The organism is Novosphingobium aeonii, from assembly GCF_052279045.1.
Lineage (GTDB): Bacteria > Pseudomonadota > Alphaproteobacteria > Sphingomonadales > Sphingomonadaceae > Novosphingobium.
Map to the genome: position 1 here is coordinate 818,342 of NZ_CP176832.1, position 21,036 is coordinate 839,377.

Below are 21,036 nucleotides of genomic sequence, written 5' to 3' on the forward strand. Positions count from 1 at the left end.
GGTTCAGCGTGGCGCCTCGGTCTGTTCGACGAGCTGTGCCACGAGCGCCTCGACCTGCTTGCCTTCGATCTCGGCGGCGGGGCTGAGCAGGAGGCGGTGGCGCAGCACGGCGGTGGCGAGCGCCTTCACATCGTCCGGCACCACGTAGTCCCGCCCGTCAAGCGCGGCACGGGCACGGGCCGCACCGGCCAGCAGGACGGCCGCTCGCGGGCTGGCGCCGCTGGCAAGGTCCGGGCTTTCGCGAGTGGCGCGAACGAGCCGCACGACATAGTCGGTCACGCTGTCGGCCAGCGTCACCGCCGCGACGGTGCGCGAGGCGGCTTCGAGGATGGCCGTGCTCGCCACCGCTTCCACGCCGCATTCGGCCGGACTGGGCGCACCGCGATTCTCGCCGAAGCGCGAGACGATCCGCAGCTCTTCCTCGAAGCTGGGGTAGCTCACGTTCAGCTTGAACAGGAAGCGGTCGAGCTGGGCTTCGGGCAGCGGATAGACGCCCTGGTTCTCGATCGGGTTCTGCGTGGCCACGACCATGAACTGCGCGGGCAGGGCATGGGGGGTGCCATCAAGCGTGACGCGGCGCTCCTGCATCGCTTCGAGCAGGGCGGCCTGCGTCTTGGGCGGCGTGCGGTTGATCTCGTCCGCGAGCAGCAGGTCGCAGAAGATCGGCCCGTGCGTCAGGGTGAACTGGCTGGTCTGGAAATTGAACAGGTTCGAGCCGAGGATATCGCCCGGCATCAGGTCCGGGGTGAACTGGATGCGGCCGAAGTCCAGCCCCAGCGTGGCGGCGAAGCACTGCGCGAGGAAGGTCTTGGCGGTTCCCGGAGGGCCTTCCAGCAGCACGTGCCCGCGTGCGAGGAGGGCGATCAGCAGGTGTTCGACGGTTTCGGCCTGCCCGACCACCGCCTTGGCGATCTGTTCGCGGATATCCCCGGCGAGCGCGGCGACATCGGCGAGGTCGAGACTGGGGGCATCGGTCATCGGGTCAGCATCCTTTCGAGCGCGTGGAGATCGCGCGCCGCCTTGACGAGATCGTGCGGTTTCCGCGCGCGCCGGAGGCGGGCGGAAATCGCGGAAAAGGGTTCGGCATCGGCCTTGCGAGAGGCCAGCGCGCGGTCGATCGCGGCGTCGGCTTCTTCGCCCGGCATCGAGCGGGGAAGGGCGAGGGCGCGCATCAGGCGTTCACGGCTGCGGTCCGCGTAAGGGGCGCCGATCAGGTGCAGGCGGCGCGAGCGGCGCACCAGTCCTGCGGAATTGGCGACCAGCGCGCGCTTGCCGAAGGCGATCGCCCGTTCGGCGGCGAGCGGCGGTCCAAAGCGCAGGAAGGCACGCCAGCCCAGAATCAGCGCGGCCATCAGCAGGCAGAGCGTGGCGGCGAGGAAGGGCGGGGTGAAGGCCAGCGTGAGCAGGTTCCGTGAACGACCGAAGCCGTTGAGCGTCATGTCGAACGTGATCGGATCGCCGGGCTTCACCTCCATCGCGCCGACGAGGGCCTCGGCCAGCCGGGCATTTTCGAAGCGGGCCATGCCGTAGTTGTCCAGCAGGTCCGGCTCGAACACGATCACCAGCGGATAGAGGTCTTCCTCTTCACCGGAATAGAGCACGCGGTCCTCGGCCATGGCCTCAAGGCGGGGGTAGGTTCCGCCGTCATCCATGAACCCGGCCAGCGTCTGTGTTTCGTCCGCATGGATCAGCCGCACCAGGCCCGTGCCAGCGCCGGACATGACGAACCGTGTTCGCGGCAATTTGCCGGAAAGGCCTGCCCCCTGCCAGCCCGCCGCTGTCATCGGCGAGACCTGGGCCGAGAGTTCGTCGAGGAAACCTTCCCAGCGCGGGGGCGCGATGCCCTGCAGGTTCACCCAACCGCGCTTCGCGCCTTTCTGGCGGCTGTCGGCCGGCAAGGCCAGCCACTTGGGCGTGATGACGAGAGTGGGGCCGACATAGCGCCGGGCTGCCACGATCCGGTTGATTTCCTTGCCGTCGGCCTGTGCGGGCGGGGTGAGCACCAGCAGGCCCGGCTTGTCGAGACCGCCACGGCTCTTGCCGAGCGTCACGGCATAGCCGCGTCTGTCCAGATAGCCGGCCAGCGCGGCATAGCCGTTGAGGCCGCGTCCTTCGGCATGGGCCTTTCCGTCGTTGCCGGATTCGAAGCCCGCGCCGGTGGCGATCATCCACAGAAGGGCGACGAAGAGTGCGGCGCCCACGACAACGATTCCCAGGACCGCCCAGCGCGAGAACGGGTTGGCGCCTACGGCTACGGGGGCGTTCTTCCCGCTCATGCGCGCAGTTCCACTTTGGCGAAACGGGCATAGGCCTCGCGCGCGGCGTTCCAGTCATCCTGGTCGAGATCGCGCAAGGCGAAGCGGCTGCGTTCGACGCGCGCGGCGATGGTGGCGAACGTCTCGCGCCCGTTTGGCGGGAGCATCGGCAAGGAGGATATTTCGCGAGCGGTGGTGGCCGGGTGCAGCCAATCCGGCCGGGCGTCGCGAATCTGGCCGACGCTGCGTTTCAGCAGCAGGTGGACCGCGGCGGCAAAGCGGCCCTCGGCGGCGAGACGGTCGGCATCGCCGAGCAGTGCCAGCGCCTCCGCTTCGGCGGGCGCCCAGCTTTCCTCGGGCGCTTCGGCGGGACGGCTAAGCCAGGTTTCGATCAGCGGGCGGAAGATGCGCCAGAGCACGAAGAGAACGAGCACGATCGCCAAGGCGATAAGCACTTTCTCGAATACCGGCCACGACATGCCGAGCAGCTTGCCGATCGGTGCGAAGATGCTTTCCAGCACTTCGCCCAGCTTGCGCAGCCAGTCCGGAATTTGCGGGTTTGCGGGAGGCTTGACCCGGGCAAGCGGCGCGAACTGGATATCGCCGACGCTGCGCACGGCTTCCCAGTCGCTCGCCGCGTCGCGGCTTGCGGTCGTACCCGCCATCTGACCCCCACCAGCCATACCCGGCGATGATTGGCATGGGGGTATCAGCTGTGCAACCCGTTGTGGAAATTAGATGACTTATCCCCGCGCACGCGCCTGCCGGTAAGTGCCGAGCGGGCGGACATACTTGCAGTGGAATGCCAGTTCCTGGAGCGCCATGTCGATGCGCGGCTCTCCGGGGGCGCCCTCGATATCGGCATAGAACGTCGTCGCCGCGAAGCTGGCGCCGATCTGGTAGCTTTCCAGCTTGGTCATGTTGACGCCGTTGGTCGCGAATCCGCCGAGCGCCTTGTAGAGCGCGGCGGCGATGTTCTTCACTTCGAAGATGAAAGTGGTCATCGCCTTCTCTCCCTTCAGCGCGAAGGGATCGAGCGGTTCGCGGGCAAGCACGACGAAGCGCGTGGTGTTGTCCGCCGCGTCCTCGACGTTTTCCTCGACGATCTTGAGGTCGTAAAGTTCGGCGGCGAGCTTGGGCGCGATGGCGCAGGCGGCCATGTCGCCCTGTTCGCGCACGAAGGCGGCGGCACCTGCGGTATCGGCATAGGCCATCGGCACGATGCCCCGTTCACGCAAGTAACGGCGCGACTGGCCAAGGCCCTGCGGGTGGCTGTAGGCGGCCGAGAACGGTCCGTCGCCCAGCGCCATCAGCGCATGTTCGATTCTCATGAAATGCTCGCCGACGATCGACAGGCCGCTTTCGGGGAGCAGGAAGTGAATGTCCGCCACGCGGCCGTGCTGCGAGTTCTCGATCGGGATGATCGCCCGGTCCGCGCGCCCGTCCTTCACCGCATCGAGCGCGTCCTCGAATGAAAAACACGGCAGCGGCAGGCACTGGGGATCGTGTTCGAGCGCCGCCCGATGGGAGTTGCAGCCGGGCGCTCCCTGAAGCGCTACCGCGCGGGCGGGATCGGCCACGGCAGCCTCGGTCATGCGGGCGACAAGGTCGAGAGCGGGTTCGGGATAGGAATGCATAGCGCCCGCGCGATTAAGCCGCAAAGGCGATGTCCGCAATGGCTCTTGCACTAACCTGCTGGCAACTCTAGAGCCTGAGGCCAAAGAGGATGAGAAAAAACTCCACCCGTGGGGCAAGGGCAAACAACAAATGGATGATCGTTTCAACACCATTGCCGGCTGGGCTTTGTTCGCCGGTATCGTCGGTCTCGGTCTGACCAGCGTCAGCGCTCATTACTTCCGTGCGGACAAGCCGCATCGTCCCGAAACGATGGGTTATGCCATCGAAGGTGTGGAACAGGAAAGCGAAGCCGGCGGCGAAGCCCCTATCGCAACGCTCCTTGCCAGCGCCGATCCCGCCAAGGGACAGGCCACTTTTGCCAAGTGCGCCTCCTGCCACACGATCAACCAGGGCGGTGCCAACGGCATTGGTCCCAACCTTTATGGCGTGGTTGGCGAAGGCATCGGCCAGGGCGTGGCCGGGTTCGCCTTCTCCGATGCGCTTAAGGGCGTGGGCGGCAAGTGGGACTTCGACAAGCTGAACGAATGGCTGAAGAGCCCGAAGGCTTTCGCGCCCGGCACCAAGATGACGTTTGCAGGCCTGCCCAAGGGTGAAGACCGCGCCAACGTGATCGCCTATCTCAACGCGCAGGGTTCGAACCTGCCGCTGCCCGCAGCGCCCGCTGCCGGTGCGGCCCCGGCGGCCGATGCCGCCGCCGCTCCCGCGGAAGGTGCTGCGGCTCCGGCTGCCGAGGCAAGCGAAGCCCCCGCGCAGTAAGTCATTCCGGCTCAGGCCGGCAGAAAGCGGTCCGCGGGCGTCACCGAGTCGCCTTGCGGACCGTTTTCGTTATCTCGCGAGGCCCGCTTCGAAGCGATCGAGTTCCGCGCGGCCCCAGGCCCAGTCGCCAAGCGCGCTGGCGGCATTGATATGGCCGAGATCGCCTGCCTCCATCAGCGGACAGCTCCATTGGCCCGCCCTCAGCCGGGCATGTTCGAGCGTGCCGTAAGGATCGTTGGAACTGGCGATCAGCAGGCCGGGAAAACGCAGGGGCGCTTCCGGCGGATCGGCGAAACCGGCAGCCTCGGCGGGGAACGACGGGCCTTGCGGGTCCGGCAGCGCCACAAGGAAGGCGCCGCGCACGGTCAGGCTGGACCGGCGGCTCCAGTGCGCCACCAGCAGGCACGAGAGGCTGTGCGCAACCAGTACCGGAGGCTCCGCCGCGCGGGACACCGCGTGGTCGAGCGCTTCGATCCACTGGTCGAGGCGGGGCGCATCCCAGCTTTCCGGCGCAAAGCGGTGCATCCGGGAGTCTGCGCGCTCCCAGTGTGACTGCCAGTGCTCCGCGCCCGAACCGCCGATGCCGGGCAGGACCACGTAGCGCGTCATTCAGGCGTGTCCGCAGGCCCCTTGAAGCCCTTGGCGATCACGTACCACTCGGACGAACCCTTGCGGCTGGCGGGCGGCTTGGCATGCTTCACGCTGGTGAAGCGCTTTTTCAGGATGCCGAGCAGTTCGGTATCGGTGCCGCCCGCGAAGACCTTGGCAACGAACGTGCCGCCGGGCGCCAGATACTGGATCGCGAAGTCGGCGGCCGTCTCGACCAGGCCCATGGTGCGCAAGTGATCGGTCTGCTTGTGGCCCACGGTATTGGCGGCCATGTCCGAAAGCACGAGGTCGGGCGCGCCTTCCAGCGCGCCTTCCAGCGCGGCGGGGGCTTCGTCGGCCATGAAGTCCATCTCGAAGATGGTCACGCCCTCGATTGGGTCGGTAGGCAGCAGGTCGATGCCCACGACTTTGGCCTTGGGGCATTTCAGGCGCAGCACCTGGCTCCATCCGCCCGGCGCGATGCCCAGGTCGACCGCGCGGGTCACGCCCTTGAACAGGTCGAACTTCTCGTCGAGCTCCAGCAGCTTGTACGCGGCACGGCTGCGATAGCCGTCGGCCTTGGCCTGCTTGACGTAAGGATCGTTGATCTGGCGCGTGAGCCAGCGCGCAGAGCTGGTCGTGCGCTTCTTGGCGGTGCGAAGCCGCTCGTTGGGGTCGCGTCCGGAACGGCTCATGGCCGGTTCTCCAATTGGTGTGAGTGCCCGGCGGGAGCCAGGGTCTTGCTGGCCGAATGCGAAGCGATGAGGCTGCGCAGGATGCCTTCGCGGATACCGCGATCGGCCACCCCGAGGCGGGCGGCGGGCCAGAGGTCGAGAATCGATTCGAGGATCGCGCAACCGGCAACCACGAGATCGGCGCGCTCACGGCCGATGCAGTTCACCTCGCGCCGTTCCTCGATCGACATCGAGGAAAGCCGCGAGCTGATCTCGCGCATCGATTCGGCGGGAACGATCAGCCCGTCGACCATGCGGCGGTCATACTGCGGCAGTTCGAGGTGCAGGCTGGCGAGCGTGGTTACCGTGCCGCTGGTGCCGAGCAGGCGCAGCGGGCCGGTCTGCGCCGCGCCTTCGCGCGCCGGGGAGACGCGCTTGGCGAAGTCGGCGAAACTGTCGGACACGAGGCCATGCATGATCCGGTAGCGTTCCAGGCGCTCTTCCAGCGTGGTGCCTTCAGGGCCGCAGCTCTCGGTGAGCGAGACCACGCCCCAGGGCACCGATTGCCAATCGAGGATGCGGGGCACGGTCCCGGTGCTTTCGATCAGGACGAGTTCGGTGGAACCGCCGCCGATATCGAAAATCATCGCCGGGCCGAAACCTTCCTCCAGCAGGACGTGGCAGCCGAGCACGGCCAGCCGCGCTTCCTCGCGGGCGCTGATGATGTCGAGCGCGATGCCGGTTTCCTGCCGCACGCGTTCGATGAATTCCGGCCCGTTCTCCGCACGGCGGCAGGCTTCGGTGGCCACCGAACGGGCGAGATAGACGTTGCGCCGCATCAACTTGTCGGCGCAGACGCGCAATGCCGCCAGCGTGCGGTCCATCGCCGCTTCGGACAGTCGCCCGGACTGGGCCAGGCCTTCACCCAGCCGCACGACGCGGCTGAACGCGTCGATCACCGTGAAATTCTCGCCCGAAGGACGCGCGATCAGCAGCCGGCAGTTGTTGGTGCCGAGGTCGATCGCCGCATAGGATTGCCGGTACGGCGTCCGCAGCGATTGCCCCGGCGCGACCGGGGAGAAACGGGCGATGGCGGGTTTCGGATCGGCGGCGGCGGCCGGTTCGATCTGGAGTTCCGGTGCGGGGCTGGACGCGGTTCCGGCCGCCTTGGCGCGGGCAACGGGCGCGCGCCCGCTCTTGCCCCGGCGAGACGAGGATTTTCGCGAACCTTTCTGACGCGGACTTCCCGGCCGCGATTGCGACTGGCGGGGTGACGACTGCGCGTCGGAATTCGTTTCTTCGCGCGGCGCTCCGCCTGCCTCGGCGGCGCTGCCCGGAGGGCGCGCCTTGGCCGTGCCGGGTCCGGAGGAGCGTGACTTGCCCTTCCTCGCCTTGCGCCGCCTTCCCGGGCGGCCCGACACATCGACTCTTGCTGCCGGCGGATCTTGCTCCGCCATGATATGTAATCTCGTTCGAATAAATCTTACCGCCAGCGGCGGATACCTGACGCGATGCTAACGCCCCCCGGGCAAAGGGGCAACCCTGACTGCAAAAAGGTGGCTTGACGCGAATCACGACCCCGACTAGAGGGGCGCCTCCCGATGCCCCGTCGTCTAATGGTAAGACTACGGATTCTGATTCCGTCTATCGAGGTTCGAATCCTCGCGGGGCATCCACTTCCTTATCTCAGCCGGTCTCTACCAAGCGCGAACGCCTTGCGTTTCTGCCGCTTTTTCTGCGACATACGGCTCATGCAGTCTCAGCCAGTCTCAGCCAAGCGCAGGCCTCTCGGGGGTACTGTTGGGGGTATCGGGGGTATTCACCCTTGCTAACCGACACTGCCTGCCGGAAGGCGATTCCGGGCGAAAAAGACCGCAAGCTGACCGACGACAGAGGGCTGTATTTGCTCGTGCGCAAGTCGGGCTCCAAGCTCTGGCGGCTCAAATATCGCTTCGCTGGGAAGGAGAAAACGCTCTCGATTGGGGCGTACCCGGACGTGACGCTCAGCGCCGCGCGGATCGCCCGCGACAAGGCGCAGGCACAGCTTCGCGATGGGATCGACCCCTCGGCCGAGAAGCAAGCACGCAAGATACAAGCGCTGGCCGACGCCTTCGACAATTTCGAGCGAATCGCCCGTGCCTGGCACGAAGCGAAGGCCAAGACGCTGAACGATCGCTATGCGGCTGCGATCCTCGGTCGGTTGGAGTTGCATGTTTTTCCCGTGATCGGGAAATTGCCGATTCGCGGCATCACGCCTCCGGTCGTTCTGGAAATGATTCGCCGGATCGAGAAGCGCGGCTCGCACGACGTCGCGCACCGGGTGCGCAACCACGTCTCGGAAGTCTTCGTCTGGGCGATTGCCTCGGGCCTGGCAGAGAACGATCCGGCCGCGATCATCCAGAAAGCACTTCTGCCCACGGACCCGAAATTGCGGCCCGCCGCGCTCAAGGTCGAATTCGCGCGGAAGCTGCTGAAGGACGTGGAGGACTTGCCGGGGTCGCACTGGTCAACTGTGCTGGCCTCCCGCCTGCTGGCGCTGACCGCAGCGCGGCCGGGCGTCGTTCGCTTGGCCGAGCGGCAGGAATTCGAGGGGCTGGACGGTGCGAACCCGATCTGGCGCATTCCGGCCGAGAAAATGAAGCTCACGCGGTCGCAGAAGCGCGATATCACGTGGGAATTCGTCATTCCGCTGTCGAGGCAGGCGGCGGACGTCGCAAAGGCCGCGATCTCGGAAAGCTTGGCCTGCCAGTCGAGGGACGGGCCAAGCTGGCTCTTCCCCGGCCCCGGTGCGTGGACCAAGCCGATCAGCGACAGCACCTTGAGCAAGGTGTACCGGCTCGCGGGGTATCGCGGGGTACACGTGCCGCACGGTTGGCGCTCGACCTTCTCGACCATCATGAACGAACGCGCCGCGATGGAGGATCAGGAACGCGACCGCGCGATCATCGATCTGATGCTCGCGCACGCGCAACAGGGCGTCGAGCCCATCTACAATCGCGCCATGTATCTGCCCCGGCGGCGAAAGCTGGCGCAAATCTGGGCCGACTTGCTGATGCAGGGCGCGGCCGAGCCACACTTGCTGCTGCCGGCACACCGGCCATGGCGATCCAAGGATCGAGCAACACTGGCAGGCTGATCAACCCAGCGGAGGCCGCGCGATGAACGCGGTCTCCTTTGGCAATCTGCTGGCAGGTGCCGCCCGCATCCCATCTTCCGAAGCCCGTGTCAGCTTCTGGCGCCGGACCTTCGACGTCAGCGATTCGCGCGCTCAGGTCGGCCGCATCCTTGGCGACGGCAGCGCCCGCCAAGGCAAGATCGTCCTCTCGACCATCATTGAAGTCGCAAAGAAGTGGTTCAAAAAGGCCAACGAAGATGCCCGAATCGCCTTCGCCGCCGAGCGGGCAGCCTGCGCGAAGGCGGGCGAGGCTACCGGCCAAGCACCGAAAAAGCAGCGCCCGCTGAAATGGAACGTTCTCACCACGCTGGACGCAGTGCTGGGCTTCACCGATTTCAAGACCGGCGAATGCATCGCTACCTATGAGATGATCGCCCAGGCTGCAGAGTGCGGCCGCGACACGGTGTATCGCCATCTCAACATTCTTCGGGATCTCGGCCTGATCGATTGGGTGCGCAGGTGCGAACCCACCGACAACAAAAAGCAGCCGACGAAGGCCGCGCCCAACGCCTACTTCTTCGAAATCACGCGCCTGCCCAGCCCGGTGCAAATGCTCATGCGGCAAATCCTCAAGCGGCGCGGCGTTACGCTCGCTGCGCACCCCGACCGCGTAGGATCGGGTAAGGTGCCCAACCGCGTGCAGCGCTTGGCAGACCGCCTGGGCAAGACCCTGACCGGCGCGGCCGACTTCCTGCGGCGCGGGAAAGAGCGCGCCGAGAAGGTCGATGAAGCCGCCTTCGTGCGCGAGGAAATGGCGCTCATGGGCGACATTCCCACCGACCAGTGGGCTGCGATCCGGCACCCCGACGACGCGGCCGCGCAGGCCTCGTACAACGCCCGCCTCGGCATCCTTTCATTTGCCTCTGAAAGTATGGAAATGCCGCTTCATTCCCCACCTACAGAACCAGATAGAAAGGACTAAGGGCGCTTGGGGCGCCCTTAGGCGTCAAGTTTGTATTGCCCCCATGCCCAGAACATAATTCCCGCCTTCAGCGGAGCGCCAACGGAGAAGGCGCGCGGGGGCGGCTGCGCCGCCCCGGTGTGTCCAGGGGGGCAAGAGCAAAGCTCGTGCCAGTTCCAAACCGCGCGTAACCGGAAAGCGCGTGCAAAAAGGCGCAAAACGACGCGCAAAGCGCCCTCCACGGCCAACTATCAGCCAAAACCGCGCCCTTCCGGGGTGCGCAACGGCGATCCCGCATGCGAAATAACCGCCCAAAGAGCGTGGAGGCGGGGCGTGGGGGCCAGTGCCGCGCGTGGGGTCAGGGCGAGGCCGATCCGTTGCGGGGATACGCAATAATATTTCACCGAGAGATAGGGGGTGACCGCGCGCGGGGGCGGGCCACTCGACCACCATGGGGCGGCGGCCGCGACTGACCTTGCCGCTTGTTCGTGTTATGTTCTATTTCATCGCCATGCGAATCGACCGCCTCTCGCGCCTTGCCCTCCAAGTCCTTGAAGATGCTGCAGCACGGGCGCACTGCGGCGACGTCGAGCGGACATGGGGGCATCGCCTTGCACTGGAATTGCTGGTGCAGCGCGGCTTCGCAGAGCGGTGGCAGGCCGCCCAATTTTGGGAAAACCTCGCCTTTCAGTCCACCTTTCACCAATTCGACAGCGGCGCGACCTATATTCAGGCCAGCACCATGACTTCTTCGGTGATAGCGTGGGCCTATAACATGGGCGTGGAACCGATCGATCCGATCAGAATGGGACGCTTGGCGCGGCGCTATGCGCCTGACCTTGAATTCGACTGCGGAACGCAGCAGCTTCCCTGCATGTGCAACCGATACACTCCGGGCGACCGCCAGCTGATCAAGAACCTGTTCGGCACGCGCCAGTTGCGCGAATTCAACGAGGGCCCGCCCATCGTCCATCCTCGCGATCCGGGCTGGGTTGTGCGCCTGGTCGACGGCGAGCGCGTGCTGGAACAAATGACATGGGGTTTCCCCGTCCACCTGCGCGGCAAGGCGGGACAGCCATTAAAGCCCAAGGCGGTCAACAACGCGCGGTTCGACAAGCTGAAAGGCTTCTGGAAACAATGGGCCCTGTTCCCGGAAAAGCGCTGTCTGATCCCCGCAGCGGCATATGCCGAGGCAGTCGGCCCGGCCGGCGCGATGATGACAACTTGGCTGTCCGTCAAGGACAGCCCGGTTTTTGCATGGGCTGGTCTCTGGCACGACAGCGACGAATGGGGAACCTGCTACACCGGCGTCATGACCGAAAATGCACCGGAACTGGCATCGATCCATGACCGATCCCCGGTAATTCTCGATGCTTCGGATTGGGATACATGGCTCCACGCCCCGTTGGACGAACTGTTTGCTTTCAACCGACCAATGCTGGCAGATCGCATTCGAATTCAGTCCACCAATGTCCTTTGGAAAAATGGCGGAGGCACATTACCTCCCCCTGCAGAGGAGCCCAAATTCTGATTCCCCCTTCACGGAGCCGCGCCTCGTAGCCGCCACCAACAAGCGTTTAAAATCTAACGCTTGTTGCCTGTCCAGCCTGGTTCGGGAATGGCCGAGGTTAGTAGAAGCGCCATTCATACTAGGGGCACGGCATGGCCGCTTTGCGCCCATGTCGGCCGCTTAAAGTTTTCGTTGCCTCTCCCATAACCGGACATTCGCGGGTACAGTCACCCGATGTTCGAAAAGCGTTATACGATCATCGCGGACTCCCCACGCCCCATGTCGAGCGACGATTACGCAAAATATCTGAGGGTGGCGTGGCCAGAACTGCTCAATGGCAACCCTTCTGAATGCCAAATTCAAAACTTCCTAGAGCAACATCCTGCAATGATTCCGGGGGCTTTTAGTGTGATCGGTGGGCCATCCGGGCATGCCCCTTTCCCCGATGCCGTAATCTCGCAACCGGAACTATATGGCTATCAGCGCCGCAAGCCCGATTTCATGTGGATTTCGAAAAATAGCCTGACATTGAATCCCGTTCTCATCGAGATAGAAGCTCCAGACAAAAAAATGTTTCGGAAAAACGGGACACCTACGGCTGAATTTACTCAGGCGAAGAATCAGATTTCTGAGTGGAAAGTATGGTTCAGTAAGCCGGAGAATCAAATTGCGTTCCTTAAGAACTACTCAATCCCATTTAATCGACTAAAACTTGAACCGCATTATGTGCTTATTTACGGGCGCCGTGAAGAATATGAGAATGATGAACATTTAACTCGCCTTAGGTCCGAGCATATGGGTGAAAACGAAGTTCTTATGAGTTTTGATCGATTGCATTTCGATTCGAATTCCGATCAGTTCACGAGCGTTCGGCATAAACCATCGGGATATGAAGTTCTTCATGTCCCGCCCACGTTACGGCTGGGACCGGCAATGTTCAGCTATGACCAGCGACTCAACGGCCTTCGCGAGGCAGTTGGTAAAAATCCACTCATTAGCAATGACCGTAAGCAGTTCATGCTGGAGCGCCTCCCCTACTGGGAGAGAGTGAATAGTGAACGGCGAGGAATATATTCTCAGGCTGATTGCGAGTAATGTGCCAGCTTTCCAGAATATGGCTTATGCCAAATATTCCCACAATCATGTCAGGCGAACCTTGCAACGCCCACGATTGTTTGTACCCTAACAATTGAAGCGGGGTAGGTGATAGGCAGCTTGCCCGCTTTTGCATGTTCACATCGGACATTCCGCTACCGGCCGCTGCAGTCGGGGAACAGGGTGTCGATGTCCAGAAGGGAGCGATTTCTGCCGTTTCTCCGGTGTGCAACAAGCGTGTGATCTCGACCACTCTGGTAAGAGGCTGTTTGGGAAATGCCCAGCAGGGCATTTTCGTTGCGGCACCGGCCCGCTCCCCACCCTACCACACCCAGGATAATTATGTGGGGTAGTAGAGTGGGGAGCAACGGGACGGTGCCGCAAAATTTGCCTGCAGCGAATTTCCAAACGGGCTCGAAGCCCCCCCCGTTTGGCAGCCCTTATGGTCAATTCGTGATGATCACCTCGCCCACCGACTTGGCATTGGCCCCGCCACCAACAGTGTAAGCCAGCTTCTCTTCCCGGAAATCGAACCCGGCGAAGATCCGGCGCACCTCGGGATGATCATTGAGCGACAGGATGAACCGCCCGCGCACGCCGCGCAACTGCTCGGCCATCTGTTCGAACTGGCCCCGGTCGAACAGATCACGGCCATAGTCGCCCTCGCAGCCGTAGTACGGCGGATCGAGATAGAACAGCGTCCCCGGCCGGTCATACCGCGTGATGAAGTCCGCCCAGGGCAAACGCTCGATCACAACGCCCGCGAGCCGTTCGTGGACTGCCTCGATCATCGGGGCCAGCTTGGTCACATCGAACCGCGCGGCCACGTCCGGCGCCACGCCGAACGTCTTGCCCTGCACCTTCCCGCCGAACGCGAGGCGCTGGAGATACAGGAACCGCGCCGAACGCTGCATGTCCGTCAGCGAACTCGGCTCCAGCGCCAGCAGCTTTTCGAAACCGGCGCGGCTCGTGATCTGCCAACGTAGCATGTCGAGAAAGGCGAGGTAGTGGTGCTGGATCACGCGGAAGAACGTCGCCACGTCCTCCGACCAGTCGTTGATGACCTCGGCCTTCGGCTTGTGGTCGCGGCGCAGGAACACCCCGCCCATGCCCACGAACACCTCGGCATAGGTGCGATGCTCGATGGAGTTGATCAGCGAGACCAGGCGCTTTGCCAGCGCGCGCTTGCCTCCGATGTACGGCGCCAGCGGGCGCACAGGTTCGACCCGCTCGATGGACGAGAGAGGGCTCGACAGCATTGATTATGTTCCTTATTTGTTCCCGCGCCGAGTCGGTAGGCGGGGTGGCCCCATGGCGGGACCGAGTGGGATCATGACGAACTGGCATTCGTCGGACAAAGGCGGTGCAACGCCCAAGTCCCCCGCCTCATCGGCGGGAGAAATCCTCAGACGCCCGGCGCCAAATCCGCGGGCGTCTGAAACCGGACGGCCTCAACGCCAAGCCACTCGTTGATCTCCTGCAAGCGGCCCTGAATAGGCACGATCTCCATGTGGTAAAACGACGTCTTGGCGTCGTTGACGTTGCCGAAACCGCTGGTCCCCTTCGGCACCATGCCGATGAGTTGCGGCGGCACCCGGTGCGAGGCGAGCAGATCCTCGGCCGTGACGCTCTTGATGTTCAGAAACTCGTCGTTCGCGCCGATACTGGCGATATTGTGGACCTTCAGACTGCTCTCCTTCCCCTTCGGCAGATGGAGGAAGAAATTGCGGAAGTTGCCCGGCCCTTTCGAATCGCGCATCGCCTGTCTGATCGCCTTGCTATCCTTGTCGCTCAGGCCCTCGTCCGTGATGCACAGGATATAACCGGCGTGCGAACCGTTCAGGTAATACTTGCGCCGGAACAGGGTCGCGCTCTCATTCAGCAGGCCGGATTGCAGCGCCGAGAGATATTCCGGCATGCCATAGATTTCCTGCATGGGGTCCGGTTCGGAAAGGTGATGGATGGCCCCGGCAGGATACTCCACCGCGTCGGAGATCGCATAGCCACGCGGCACCCAGAAATACTGATCGGGACGAAGCCCGACACGCGTGTACGCGGCGGGCGAACAACGAAGCGCGACTGGACGGCCAAGGCGGTTGTCCACCCGTTCCAGATAGGCGTTGCCCATAATCAGCCAGTCGAGTGCCCAGCGCACAAACTGGTCTTTGGATAACAGTGGACTCGGCACGAAGCTGGCCGACAGGAGGTTACGCTTCAGCAGGATCGCAGATTGATGGTGCGGAGCCATGCGATAGGCCCGACCAAGCCCGGCCATTGAGATCGGCGGCTCGTACCAGTGCCCGTTGTGAGCCACTTCGAACAAGTCGAAGATGTCCCGCCTGTCGATGATGCTTTCCGGCGCGCCAAAGGCAAAAGCGGCAGCGCCTTCCGGCGCGTCGACGGTCGCGGGCAGACTGGCCTGCTCGATCATGAGAAAATCTCCAGCGTGGAATCGCCCTCGTCCGTTTCCGTGATGTCGAGGGGTTCGAAATAGAGGGCGTGCATCGTCGCCCAGGCGAGATCGGCATGGCCGACGCCCCCGGCGCGGCTCGCGACGTAGGTGACACCGTACTTGGTCAGTTCCGGCCGGATCGCCATGAAAGCGGCCATCATGTCCAGCCACCCGGCGTCGAACTCCAGGCGACCCTTTGTGATCACGTCCTTCGCCTTGATGACCATCGCAGACTTGGTCTGCACCGAGTACGTGATGGCCTCCGCCGAGGGGAACCATTTGGCCACCAACTGGTGAACGGCCTTGCCCGCACCGCTGACGTCGATGCCGATCTTGGTGACGTTGTATTTGCCCGCCATCGCCTTGATAGCCGCAGCCTGCTCGGGGAATTGCAGCCCCTTGAGACGCTGCTTTTCCAGAATGCGGAACTTGCCGCCCGGCTTCGTGGGAGCAGCGATGGCGACCAACGCGGCATCGTCCGCCGTTATGCTCTCGCTGGCGTTTGGATCGTGCCCGAGCCACACCTCGCCATCGTAGGGGCGCAACGCATAGGGCTGGAAATCCTTGTGCCAGGCGTCCCAGCTATCGACCATGCAGCGCCGCATGGCTTGGAACGGGAACATGCTCTGGCTGTCATCAAGGAAGATGCAGCGGAACAGGTTGTCGAATTCGTCCGGGGCGTAATCGAGTTGAAGCTGCGCCAGTTTGACGAGGTTGAAGCCGCCCTCGATCGCATCGTGCACGGTGACGATCTGGCGCCAGATACCGTCCCCGCCCAACACGCCGCGCTTGAGCGCTTCGTGGCTGACATCGATCTTGAACCGTTCGGCTTTCGGCAGCTGTCTGTTGACGCGCTCGCCCGTCCACATGGGATAGGCTTCGTGCGCCAGCGTGCTGGGCGTCGAGAACAGGGTACGGGTGAAGTGTTCATGCGTGGCGATTGCCGACGCGACCTTGAACAGTTCCTCGAATCCGTAAATCCAGAAGCACTCGTCGATTATGACGTCGCCGGTGTAGCCCTGTGCGGTGCGGTAGTTGGTGCCAAGGAAGTACAGCGTCACCGCGTCCAGCGGCTCGCCGTCCTCGTCCTCGCCGCGCTGAAGCACCATCGGATCGCCTGACAGGGCGATGCCGCAGACCTTCTGCACCCACTGCACGATGTAGTTGCGGAAGATGTTCGCCTGGGCGCGGGAAGCCGATATGAAAATCTGGCTCTTTCCGGTCTCCAGCGCGACCAGCAGGCGCTCGCGTGCGAAGTACCACGTCGCGCCGATCTGGCGCGATTTCAGGATCATGCGGGTGCGCTGAGAGGTGGTGGAAAGCCACTGCTCCTGGTGCCCGAACAATCCGCTTTCGAGATCCGCGCGCAGCTTTGCCAGCATGTCGCGCGTGATGAGGTTCTTGGTCTTTTCCTTCTTGGCGTTCGTCGCCTTCGCGCCGTTTGAGCGGGACGGGTTTAGATCAGCCTCGTTGCCGCCATCGGAATACCGGGCCAAGCGCGCCAGACGTTCGAACTGGCGCCCGATCAGGTCGATTTCCTTGAAGTCGCCGCTAGTCTTGTTGTCCTTGGCCAGCAGCGTCAGGTAACGCTCCAGCGTGCCTTCCTCGGCCCGCTGAATCGCCGGGGCTTCCTCCCACTTGTGACGAACCTTCCACGAATACACCGTGGCATAGGGCAGGCCCATTTCCTCCGCGATCTGCTGGATAGTCCAGCCCCGCCAGAAGAACGACCGCGCTTTGGTGCGCTGGGCGACAATCGCGGGCACGGCGCCCACGGTCGGGCGCTCGCCGGACGGTTCTTCACCGCCCGCCGCCACGTCCTGCCGGGGTTTCTTCGCTGCCGATTTGCTCGCCATGGGGCCACGCTACGGGCGAATTTCATCGGGATCGCCGGGGTAGGGTTGTGGACCCGCGCAGCCACAACGCGCCCGCGTTGCGAAGAAGTCTCCCGCCCTGTCTTTTGGGCTCAATCAGTTCGGCCAGACCCGGCCGCGAACCCGAAGGACCGGAGCTAACCGATGGCAGAACTTCGCTATTTCCGTGTCGCCGTGGAAGGCGACACCACCGATGGCCGCAAGATCACGCGGCAGGACATTCTCGACTGCGCCGAGACGTTCAACCCCGCCCTCTATGGCGTGCGCATCAACCTTGAGCACTTCCGCGCCATCATCCCCGGCGGTTCGTTCGATATGCTGGGCGATGTCACCGCCGTAAAGGCGGAGGAAGTCGCGCTGCCCGTGGGCAACGTCACGCAGAAGGTCATGGGCCTGTTCGCCGCAATCACACCGCTCCCCGCCTTCGTCGAGATCAACAAGAAGAAACAGAAAATCTTCTCGTCCATCGAAATCGGCCAGAACTGCCGTGGCACCGGCAAAGCCTACCTCGTGGGCATGGCCGCAACCGACAGTCCGGCATCGTTCGGCACCGAAGCGCTGGAATTCGCGGCCAAGACGCCCGGCTTCTATTCGAACCGCAAGCTCGCGGCGGACAACCTGCTCTGTCAGGCCTATGAAATTCCGCAGGAAGTCTTCTCGGCCGATCAGGCCGAGGAGCCGAACGCCGATCCTACCGGCGTGTTCGGCTCGCTCAAAGGCCTGATCGACAGGCTGACCGGCACAACCGCAACGCCTCCCGCCGCCGTCGCGCCGCAGCCCATTGCCGTCGAGCCGGCAGTACCCGCTCAGGCCGATCCTTCGCTGGCGGCCTTCGGGATCATCCTTGGTCAGATGGCCAGCGCAATCGAGACTTCCAGCAAGGAAAACCGGCTGCAGATCACCAAGCTGACCACGGACCTCGCCGCGCTCACGACGCAGATCAACGAGACCCCGCAGTCGAACTTCACGAGGCGCTTACCCGCCACCGGCGGCCATGACGGGGCCAATTACGCCGACGTGTTCTGACCCCGCGCTTTCGCCATCCCTTTTCAACGCCGCGCCACAACAAAGGACGATCCATGCAGCGTTACACTCTCTCCGACAACGGCCGCCGGGCGCTGGACAACCTGTTCAGCGAAATTGCCCGTCGCAACGGTGTCGCCTCGGTCTCGCGCGATTTCGCCGTGGAACCCACTGCCGAACAGAAGCTGATCGACCTTCAGCGCGAGGAAGTCAGCTTCCTTGGCCTCATCAATGACTTGCCGGTGGGCGAATTGGTCGGGCAGGTCATCGGCCTGAACGCCGAAGATTTCGTCGCAAGCCGCACCGCCGAAGAGAACCTTCCGCGCCGCCCGACCTATGTCGGCAACATGGATGATCGGGAATACCGCCTCTACAACACCGAATTCGATACCAAGCTGCCGTGGCAGCTTATCGATGCCTGGGCGCGCTTCCCCGACTTCCCTACCCGCTATGCACGCCACATCGCGCGCTCCATCGCCCTGTCCCGCATCTCGATCGGTTGGCACGGCCTTGCCGCAGCCTCGCAGAGCAACAAGACGAACAACCCCAACGGCGAAGACATGAACGTCGGTTGGCTGCAGAAGCTGCGCCTCGAAAGGCCGAGCCACGTCATGGGCCGCGAGCTTCTGAACGGCACCGCTACCGGCGCGGCCAAGCCCATCCACATTCACGCCGATGCACAGTACAAGAACCTTGACGCTCTCGCCTATGACCTGATCGCCGGTCAGCCAAGCTGGGCGCGCAACTCGACCGAACATGTCGTGCTGGTCAGCCAGGACCTCGTGGACGAAAAGTACTTCCCCATGATCAACCGCCCGCTTTCGACGACCATCGACGGCGGACGGTCCACCAGCGACGAAGTGGTCGGCGCGATCATGATGTCGCAGAAGCAGCTCGGCGGTCGTCGTGCTGCCATTGTGCCGAAGTTCCCCGAACGCACCATGGCGGTCACCCCGCTCAAGAACCTGTCGATCTACTGGCAGAACGGTTCGCGCCGCCGCTTCGTCAAGGACGAACCTGAAAACCGCGCCAGCCTCGTGGACTACAACAGTTCCAACGAAGGCTACGTCATCGAAGACACCGATTTCATGACGCTGGCCGAGAGCATCACTTTCACCGCGCCCGAGGATACCGGCGGCGCCTGATCCCCGGATACCCGAGTGCTACGCGGCAACCTGTAGCCAGTGACAAAAGGTGGCCATGCCGCACCGGCCACCTTCCCTGCCCCCGCCCGGCTCCTTCCTCTACCGGGCGGGGCAGGTTCCCATTCGATGGAGCCCGCCAGCCATGTCCAGTCCTTTCCGTGCGCACCAACAGCGCGTCCTCGCCGCCATTTCCGGCTCTGGCCCGGCCGTTGCCGTCGGCTGCGCCGCCCCGATGCCCGAAAGCGGCCCTGTCGCAACCGAGTATCAACTCCTGCTCGCCAGCCTTGGCATCGACCTCAACGCCTTGCGCAACATTCAGTCCACCGAGCGCAAGATCGAAGCCAAGCGCACCATGATCGAGAAGTACCGCCCATGGGTGGAAAGCGCGGCGAAAGCTGCCGCTGGCGCTCAAGACGAAATCGTCTCGAACATGATGATCTGGGCCATCGACATTCAGGATTGGTCGCTGGCTCTCAATCTGGCCGAGTATGTGCTGCTTGCCGGGATCGAACTGCCCCAACGATACAACCGCACGCCCGCCACGCTGGTGGCCGAGGAAGTGGCCGAAGCGGGCATCAAGGAACCCGGCAGCGTCCCCTTCGAAGTGCTGGGCGCCGTCGCTGATCTGGTCAGCGATGCCGACATCTTCGATCAGGTCCGCGCCAAGCTGGAAAAGGCGCTCGGCCTCACGTTCAAGGCGCGGGCCGATGCCTTCGATCCGAACGCGGAATCGGCCGTGGCGGGCGGCAAGCCCGCCCTGCTGGCCGCCGCGATCAGCCATCTCGACCGCGCCATCGCCCTGCACGAGGGCTGCGGCGCCAAGAAAATCAAGCAGGCCTACGAGGCCGAACTGAAAAAGCTCAGTTCGTCCAACGACACGCCCGCATAACAAGCTGCGCCAACCGCGCCGGGGGGCGGAACAGAAGCGGACGGCAACAGCCCAATCCGCGCTCTGAGCCTCACCCCCCACCCCTTTCAGGCCCCACGCCAATCAGGACAATCCGCCCATGTCGTTCGTCGCTGCACCGCCTCGTCCTGCTGACATAACGGTGCCCGGCGATGGCTGGTATCCGGACTTCAACTGCACCGCCATGCGCGATGCCCTGCGCCTGACCACCATGGTCACCCCGGAGCAGCTGCTCGGCGCAGTGCAAGGCGGCATGCTGTCGGTCGAAGGCGAACTGACCGAATGGCGCGCCGAGCGTGAGGTGGACGGCGCGGCCGCCTTGGCAGACGTAAAGCCCGAGCGCACGGTGGCTGGTGAGCATCGCCTGACGCTGCTCTACACGCGCGCCGTCCGCATGTACGCGGCGGCCGAACTGGCCGAGACACACCGCGATCTGACTGCGACGCAAGACGGCCAAGCACGCGCGGATACCGAAGCGACCACGGCGCAGGAATATCTGCGGATGGCCACCCATGCCATCCGCGACATCCTCGACACTCCCCGTACCGCCGTGGAGTTGATTTGATGATCGAGGGACCGCCGATCTGCAACGAATGCTGCCATTTCGTACCCCGCATCAACGGTCTGCCAGCCATTTGCTTGCGGCCGATTGGGCGCGCTTTCAGCCCCGTTCATGGTCAAATCGTCAAACGCCTTGGGCGTACCTGTGGCGCGGAACGGGCAAGCCCACATACGATGATCTTGCGGCGGCTCAAATGTGGCCCTGCGGGGACATTCTTCGTTAAACGGGGCCCGCCGCCGCCCTGCAGCGAGCGTTGATGCAATGCCTTCCTCTGTCATCGCCATGCAGGGCGACACGCTCGACATGATCTGCTGGCGCGTTCTGGGCACAACCGAAGGCGAAGTGGTCGAACAGGCCTATGCCCTGAATCCCGGCCTCGCAGCCCTCGGCACGATACTGCCTGAGGGCCGCACCATCACGCTTCCCGATCCGCCCGCCGCTGCCGCCGTCGCGCTGGACACCATCAATGCCTGGGATTGAT

The 21,036-nt window shown here is 63.7% G+C and carries 20 protein-coding genes and 1 tRNA gene; 11 read left to right on the forward strand and 10 right to left on the reverse strand.

Annotated elements, in window-relative coordinates; all coding sequences use genetic code 11:
• Positions 1-3 precede the first annotated feature (3 nt).
• The 4 genes from ACLIMP_RS04095 to ACLIMP_RS04110 all read right to left on the reverse strand — a co-directional run bounded on the left by ACLIMP_RS04095 (position 4) and on the right by ACLIMP_RS04110 (position 3,892).
• Positions 4-978 carry an AAA family ATPase gene (locus tag ACLIMP_RS04095; RefSeq protein WP_054441027.1) on the reverse strand — a complete coding sequence of 325 codons (975 nt, stop codon included), beginning with the start codon at positions 976-978 and terminating at the stop codon, positions 4-6.
• On the reverse strand, positions 975-2,276 hold the full coding sequence (locus ACLIMP_RS04100; protein ID WP_185998241.1) for a DUF4350 domain-containing protein: 1,302 nt from the start codon (positions 2,274-2,276) through the stop codon (positions 975-977). Before ACLIMP_RS04100 ends, ACLIMP_RS04095 begins: the two co-directional genes overlap by 4 nt.
• Complete coding sequence (locus tag ACLIMP_RS04105) at positions 2,273-2,920, reverse strand: hypothetical protein (RefSeq protein ID WP_324697714.1); 648 nt, start codon at positions 2,918-2,920, stop codon at positions 2,273-2,275. The genes ACLIMP_RS04100 and ACLIMP_RS04105 overlap by 4 nt, the downstream gene beginning before the upstream one ends.
• Positions 2,921-2,998: 78 nt before the next feature.
• Positions 2,999-3,892 (reverse strand): prephenate dehydratase, encoded by an 894-nt coding sequence (locus ACLIMP_RS04110; protein WP_054441021.1) that lies wholly within the window; start codon positions 3,890-3,892, stop codon positions 2,999-3,001.
• Between the two features lie 130 nt (positions 3,893-4,022).
• Between ACLIMP_RS04110 and ACLIMP_RS04115 the strand changes: the two genes are divergently transcribed.
• The gene (locus ACLIMP_RS04115; RefSeq protein ID WP_132469377.1) at positions 4,023-4,649 is read left to right on the forward strand and encodes a c-type cytochrome; all 627 of its coding nucleotides are present in this window, start codon (positions 4,023-4,025) and stop codon (positions 4,647-4,649) included.
• A gap of 69 nt (positions 4,650-4,718) precedes the next feature.
• On the opposite strand, the gene ACLIMP_RS04120 is transcribed toward ACLIMP_RS04115, so the two are convergent.
• Genes ACLIMP_RS04120 through ACLIMP_RS04130 form a run of 3 tightly spaced genes read right to left on the reverse strand, consistent with a single transcriptional unit; the run spans position 4,719 to position 7,368 of the window.
• Positions 4,719-5,258 (reverse strand): RBBP9/YdeN family alpha/beta hydrolase, encoded by a 540-nt coding sequence (locus ACLIMP_RS04120; protein WP_054441018.1) that lies wholly within the window; start codon positions 5,256-5,258, stop codon positions 4,719-4,721.
• Positions 5,255-5,932, reverse strand: a complete 678-nt coding sequence (locus ACLIMP_RS04125; protein WP_054441016.1) for an RlmE family RNA methyltransferase — start codon at positions 5,930-5,932, stop codon at positions 5,255-5,257. Before ACLIMP_RS04125 ends, ACLIMP_RS04120 begins: the two co-directional genes overlap by 4 nt.
• Positions 5,929-7,368: a Ppx/GppA phosphatase family protein gene (locus ACLIMP_RS04130; RefSeq protein ID WP_054441014.1), complete on the reverse strand. Its 1,440-nt coding sequence runs from the start codon at positions 7,366-7,368 to the stop codon at positions 5,929-5,931. The genes ACLIMP_RS04125 and ACLIMP_RS04130 overlap by 4 nt, the downstream gene beginning before the upstream one ends.
• 145 nt (positions 7,369-7,513) lie before the next feature.
• On the opposite strand from ACLIMP_RS04130, the gene ACLIMP_RS04135 reads away from it, so the two are divergent.
• The 5 genes from ACLIMP_RS04135 (at position 7,514) to ACLIMP_RS04155 (ending at position 12,592) form a co-directional block, all read left to right on the forward strand.
• Positions 7,514-7,587: transfer RNA gene (locus tag ACLIMP_RS04135), tRNA-Gln, on the forward strand.
• Between the two features lie 149 nt (positions 7,588-7,736).
• Positions 7,737-9,047, forward strand: a complete 1,311-nt coding sequence (locus ACLIMP_RS04140; protein WP_443478051.1) for a tyrosine-type recombinase/integrase — start codon at positions 7,737-7,739, stop codon at positions 9,045-9,047.
• A 22-nt stretch (positions 9,048-9,069) separates the two neighbouring features.
• Positions 9,070-10,008, forward strand: coding sequence for a helix-turn-helix domain-containing protein (locus tag ACLIMP_RS04145; protein WP_443478052.1), 939 nt, complete (start codon positions 9,070-9,072; stop codon positions 10,006-10,008).
• A 472-nt stretch (positions 10,009-10,480) separates the two neighbouring features.
• Positions 10,481-11,518: an SOS response-associated peptidase gene (locus ACLIMP_RS04150; RefSeq protein ID WP_443478053.1), complete on the forward strand. Its 1,038-nt coding sequence runs from the start codon at positions 10,481-10,483 to the stop codon at positions 11,516-11,518.
• A 213-nt stretch (positions 11,519-11,731) separates the two neighbouring features.
• The gene (locus ACLIMP_RS04155) at positions 11,732-12,592 is read left to right on the forward strand and encodes a Shedu immune nuclease family protein (protein WP_443478054.1); all 861 of its coding nucleotides are present in this window, start codon (positions 11,732-11,734) and stop codon (positions 12,590-12,592) included.
• 446 nt (positions 12,593-13,038) lie between these two features.
• Here the strand turns inward: ACLIMP_RS04155 and ACLIMP_RS04160 are convergent, their stop codons facing one another.
• The 3 genes from ACLIMP_RS04160 to ACLIMP_RS04170 all read right to left on the reverse strand — a co-directional run bounded on the left by ACLIMP_RS04160 (position 13,039) and on the right by ACLIMP_RS04170 (position 16,900).
• A complete protein-coding gene (locus tag ACLIMP_RS04160) occupies positions 13,039-13,851 on the reverse strand; it encodes a DNA adenine methylase (RefSeq protein ID WP_185998231.1) in 813 nt (270 codons plus the stop codon).
• Positions 13,852-13,997: 146 nt separating this feature from the next.
• Positions 13,998-15,023, reverse strand: coding sequence for a phage portal protein (locus tag ACLIMP_RS04165; RefSeq protein WP_185998230.1), 1,026 nt, complete (start codon positions 15,021-15,023; stop codon positions 13,998-14,000).
• Positions 15,020-16,900 (reverse strand): terminase large subunit domain-containing protein, encoded by a 1,881-nt coding sequence (locus ACLIMP_RS04170; RefSeq protein ID WP_185998229.1) that lies wholly within the window; start codon positions 16,898-16,900, stop codon positions 15,020-15,022. The genes ACLIMP_RS04165 and ACLIMP_RS04170 overlap by 4 nt, the downstream gene beginning before the upstream one ends.
• Before the next feature lie 162 nt (positions 16,901-17,062).
• Between ACLIMP_RS04170 and ACLIMP_RS04175 the strand changes: the two genes are divergently transcribed.
• From ACLIMP_RS04175 to ACLIMP_RS04195, 5 genes are all read left to right on the forward strand, one after another.
• Complete coding sequence (locus ACLIMP_RS04175; protein WP_443478055.1) at positions 17,063-17,944, forward strand: GPO family capsid scaffolding protein; 882 nt, start codon at positions 17,063-17,065, stop codon at positions 17,942-17,944.
• 53 nt (positions 17,945-17,997) lie between these two features.
• Positions 17,998-19,086 (forward strand): phage major capsid protein, P2 family, encoded by a 1,089-nt coding sequence (locus tag ACLIMP_RS04180; protein WP_185998227.1) that lies wholly within the window; start codon positions 17,998-18,000, stop codon positions 19,084-19,086.
• 142 nt (positions 19,087-19,228) lie between these two features.
• The gene (gene gpM, locus ACLIMP_RS04185; RefSeq protein WP_443478056.1) at positions 19,229-19,975 is read left to right on the forward strand and encodes a phage terminase small subunit; all 747 of its coding nucleotides are present in this window, start codon (positions 19,229-19,231) and stop codon (positions 19,973-19,975) included.
• Positions 19,976-20,093: 118 nt separating this feature from the next.
• Complete coding sequence (locus tag ACLIMP_RS04190; protein WP_185998226.1) at positions 20,094-20,558, forward strand: head completion/stabilization protein; 465 nt, start codon at positions 20,094-20,096, stop codon at positions 20,556-20,558.
• 258 nt (positions 20,559-20,816) lie between these two features.
• A complete protein-coding gene (locus tag ACLIMP_RS04195; protein WP_185998225.1) occupies positions 20,817-21,035 on the forward strand; it encodes a tail protein X in 219 nt (72 codons plus the stop codon).
• The last annotated feature ends 1 nt before the right edge of the window (position 21,036 follow it).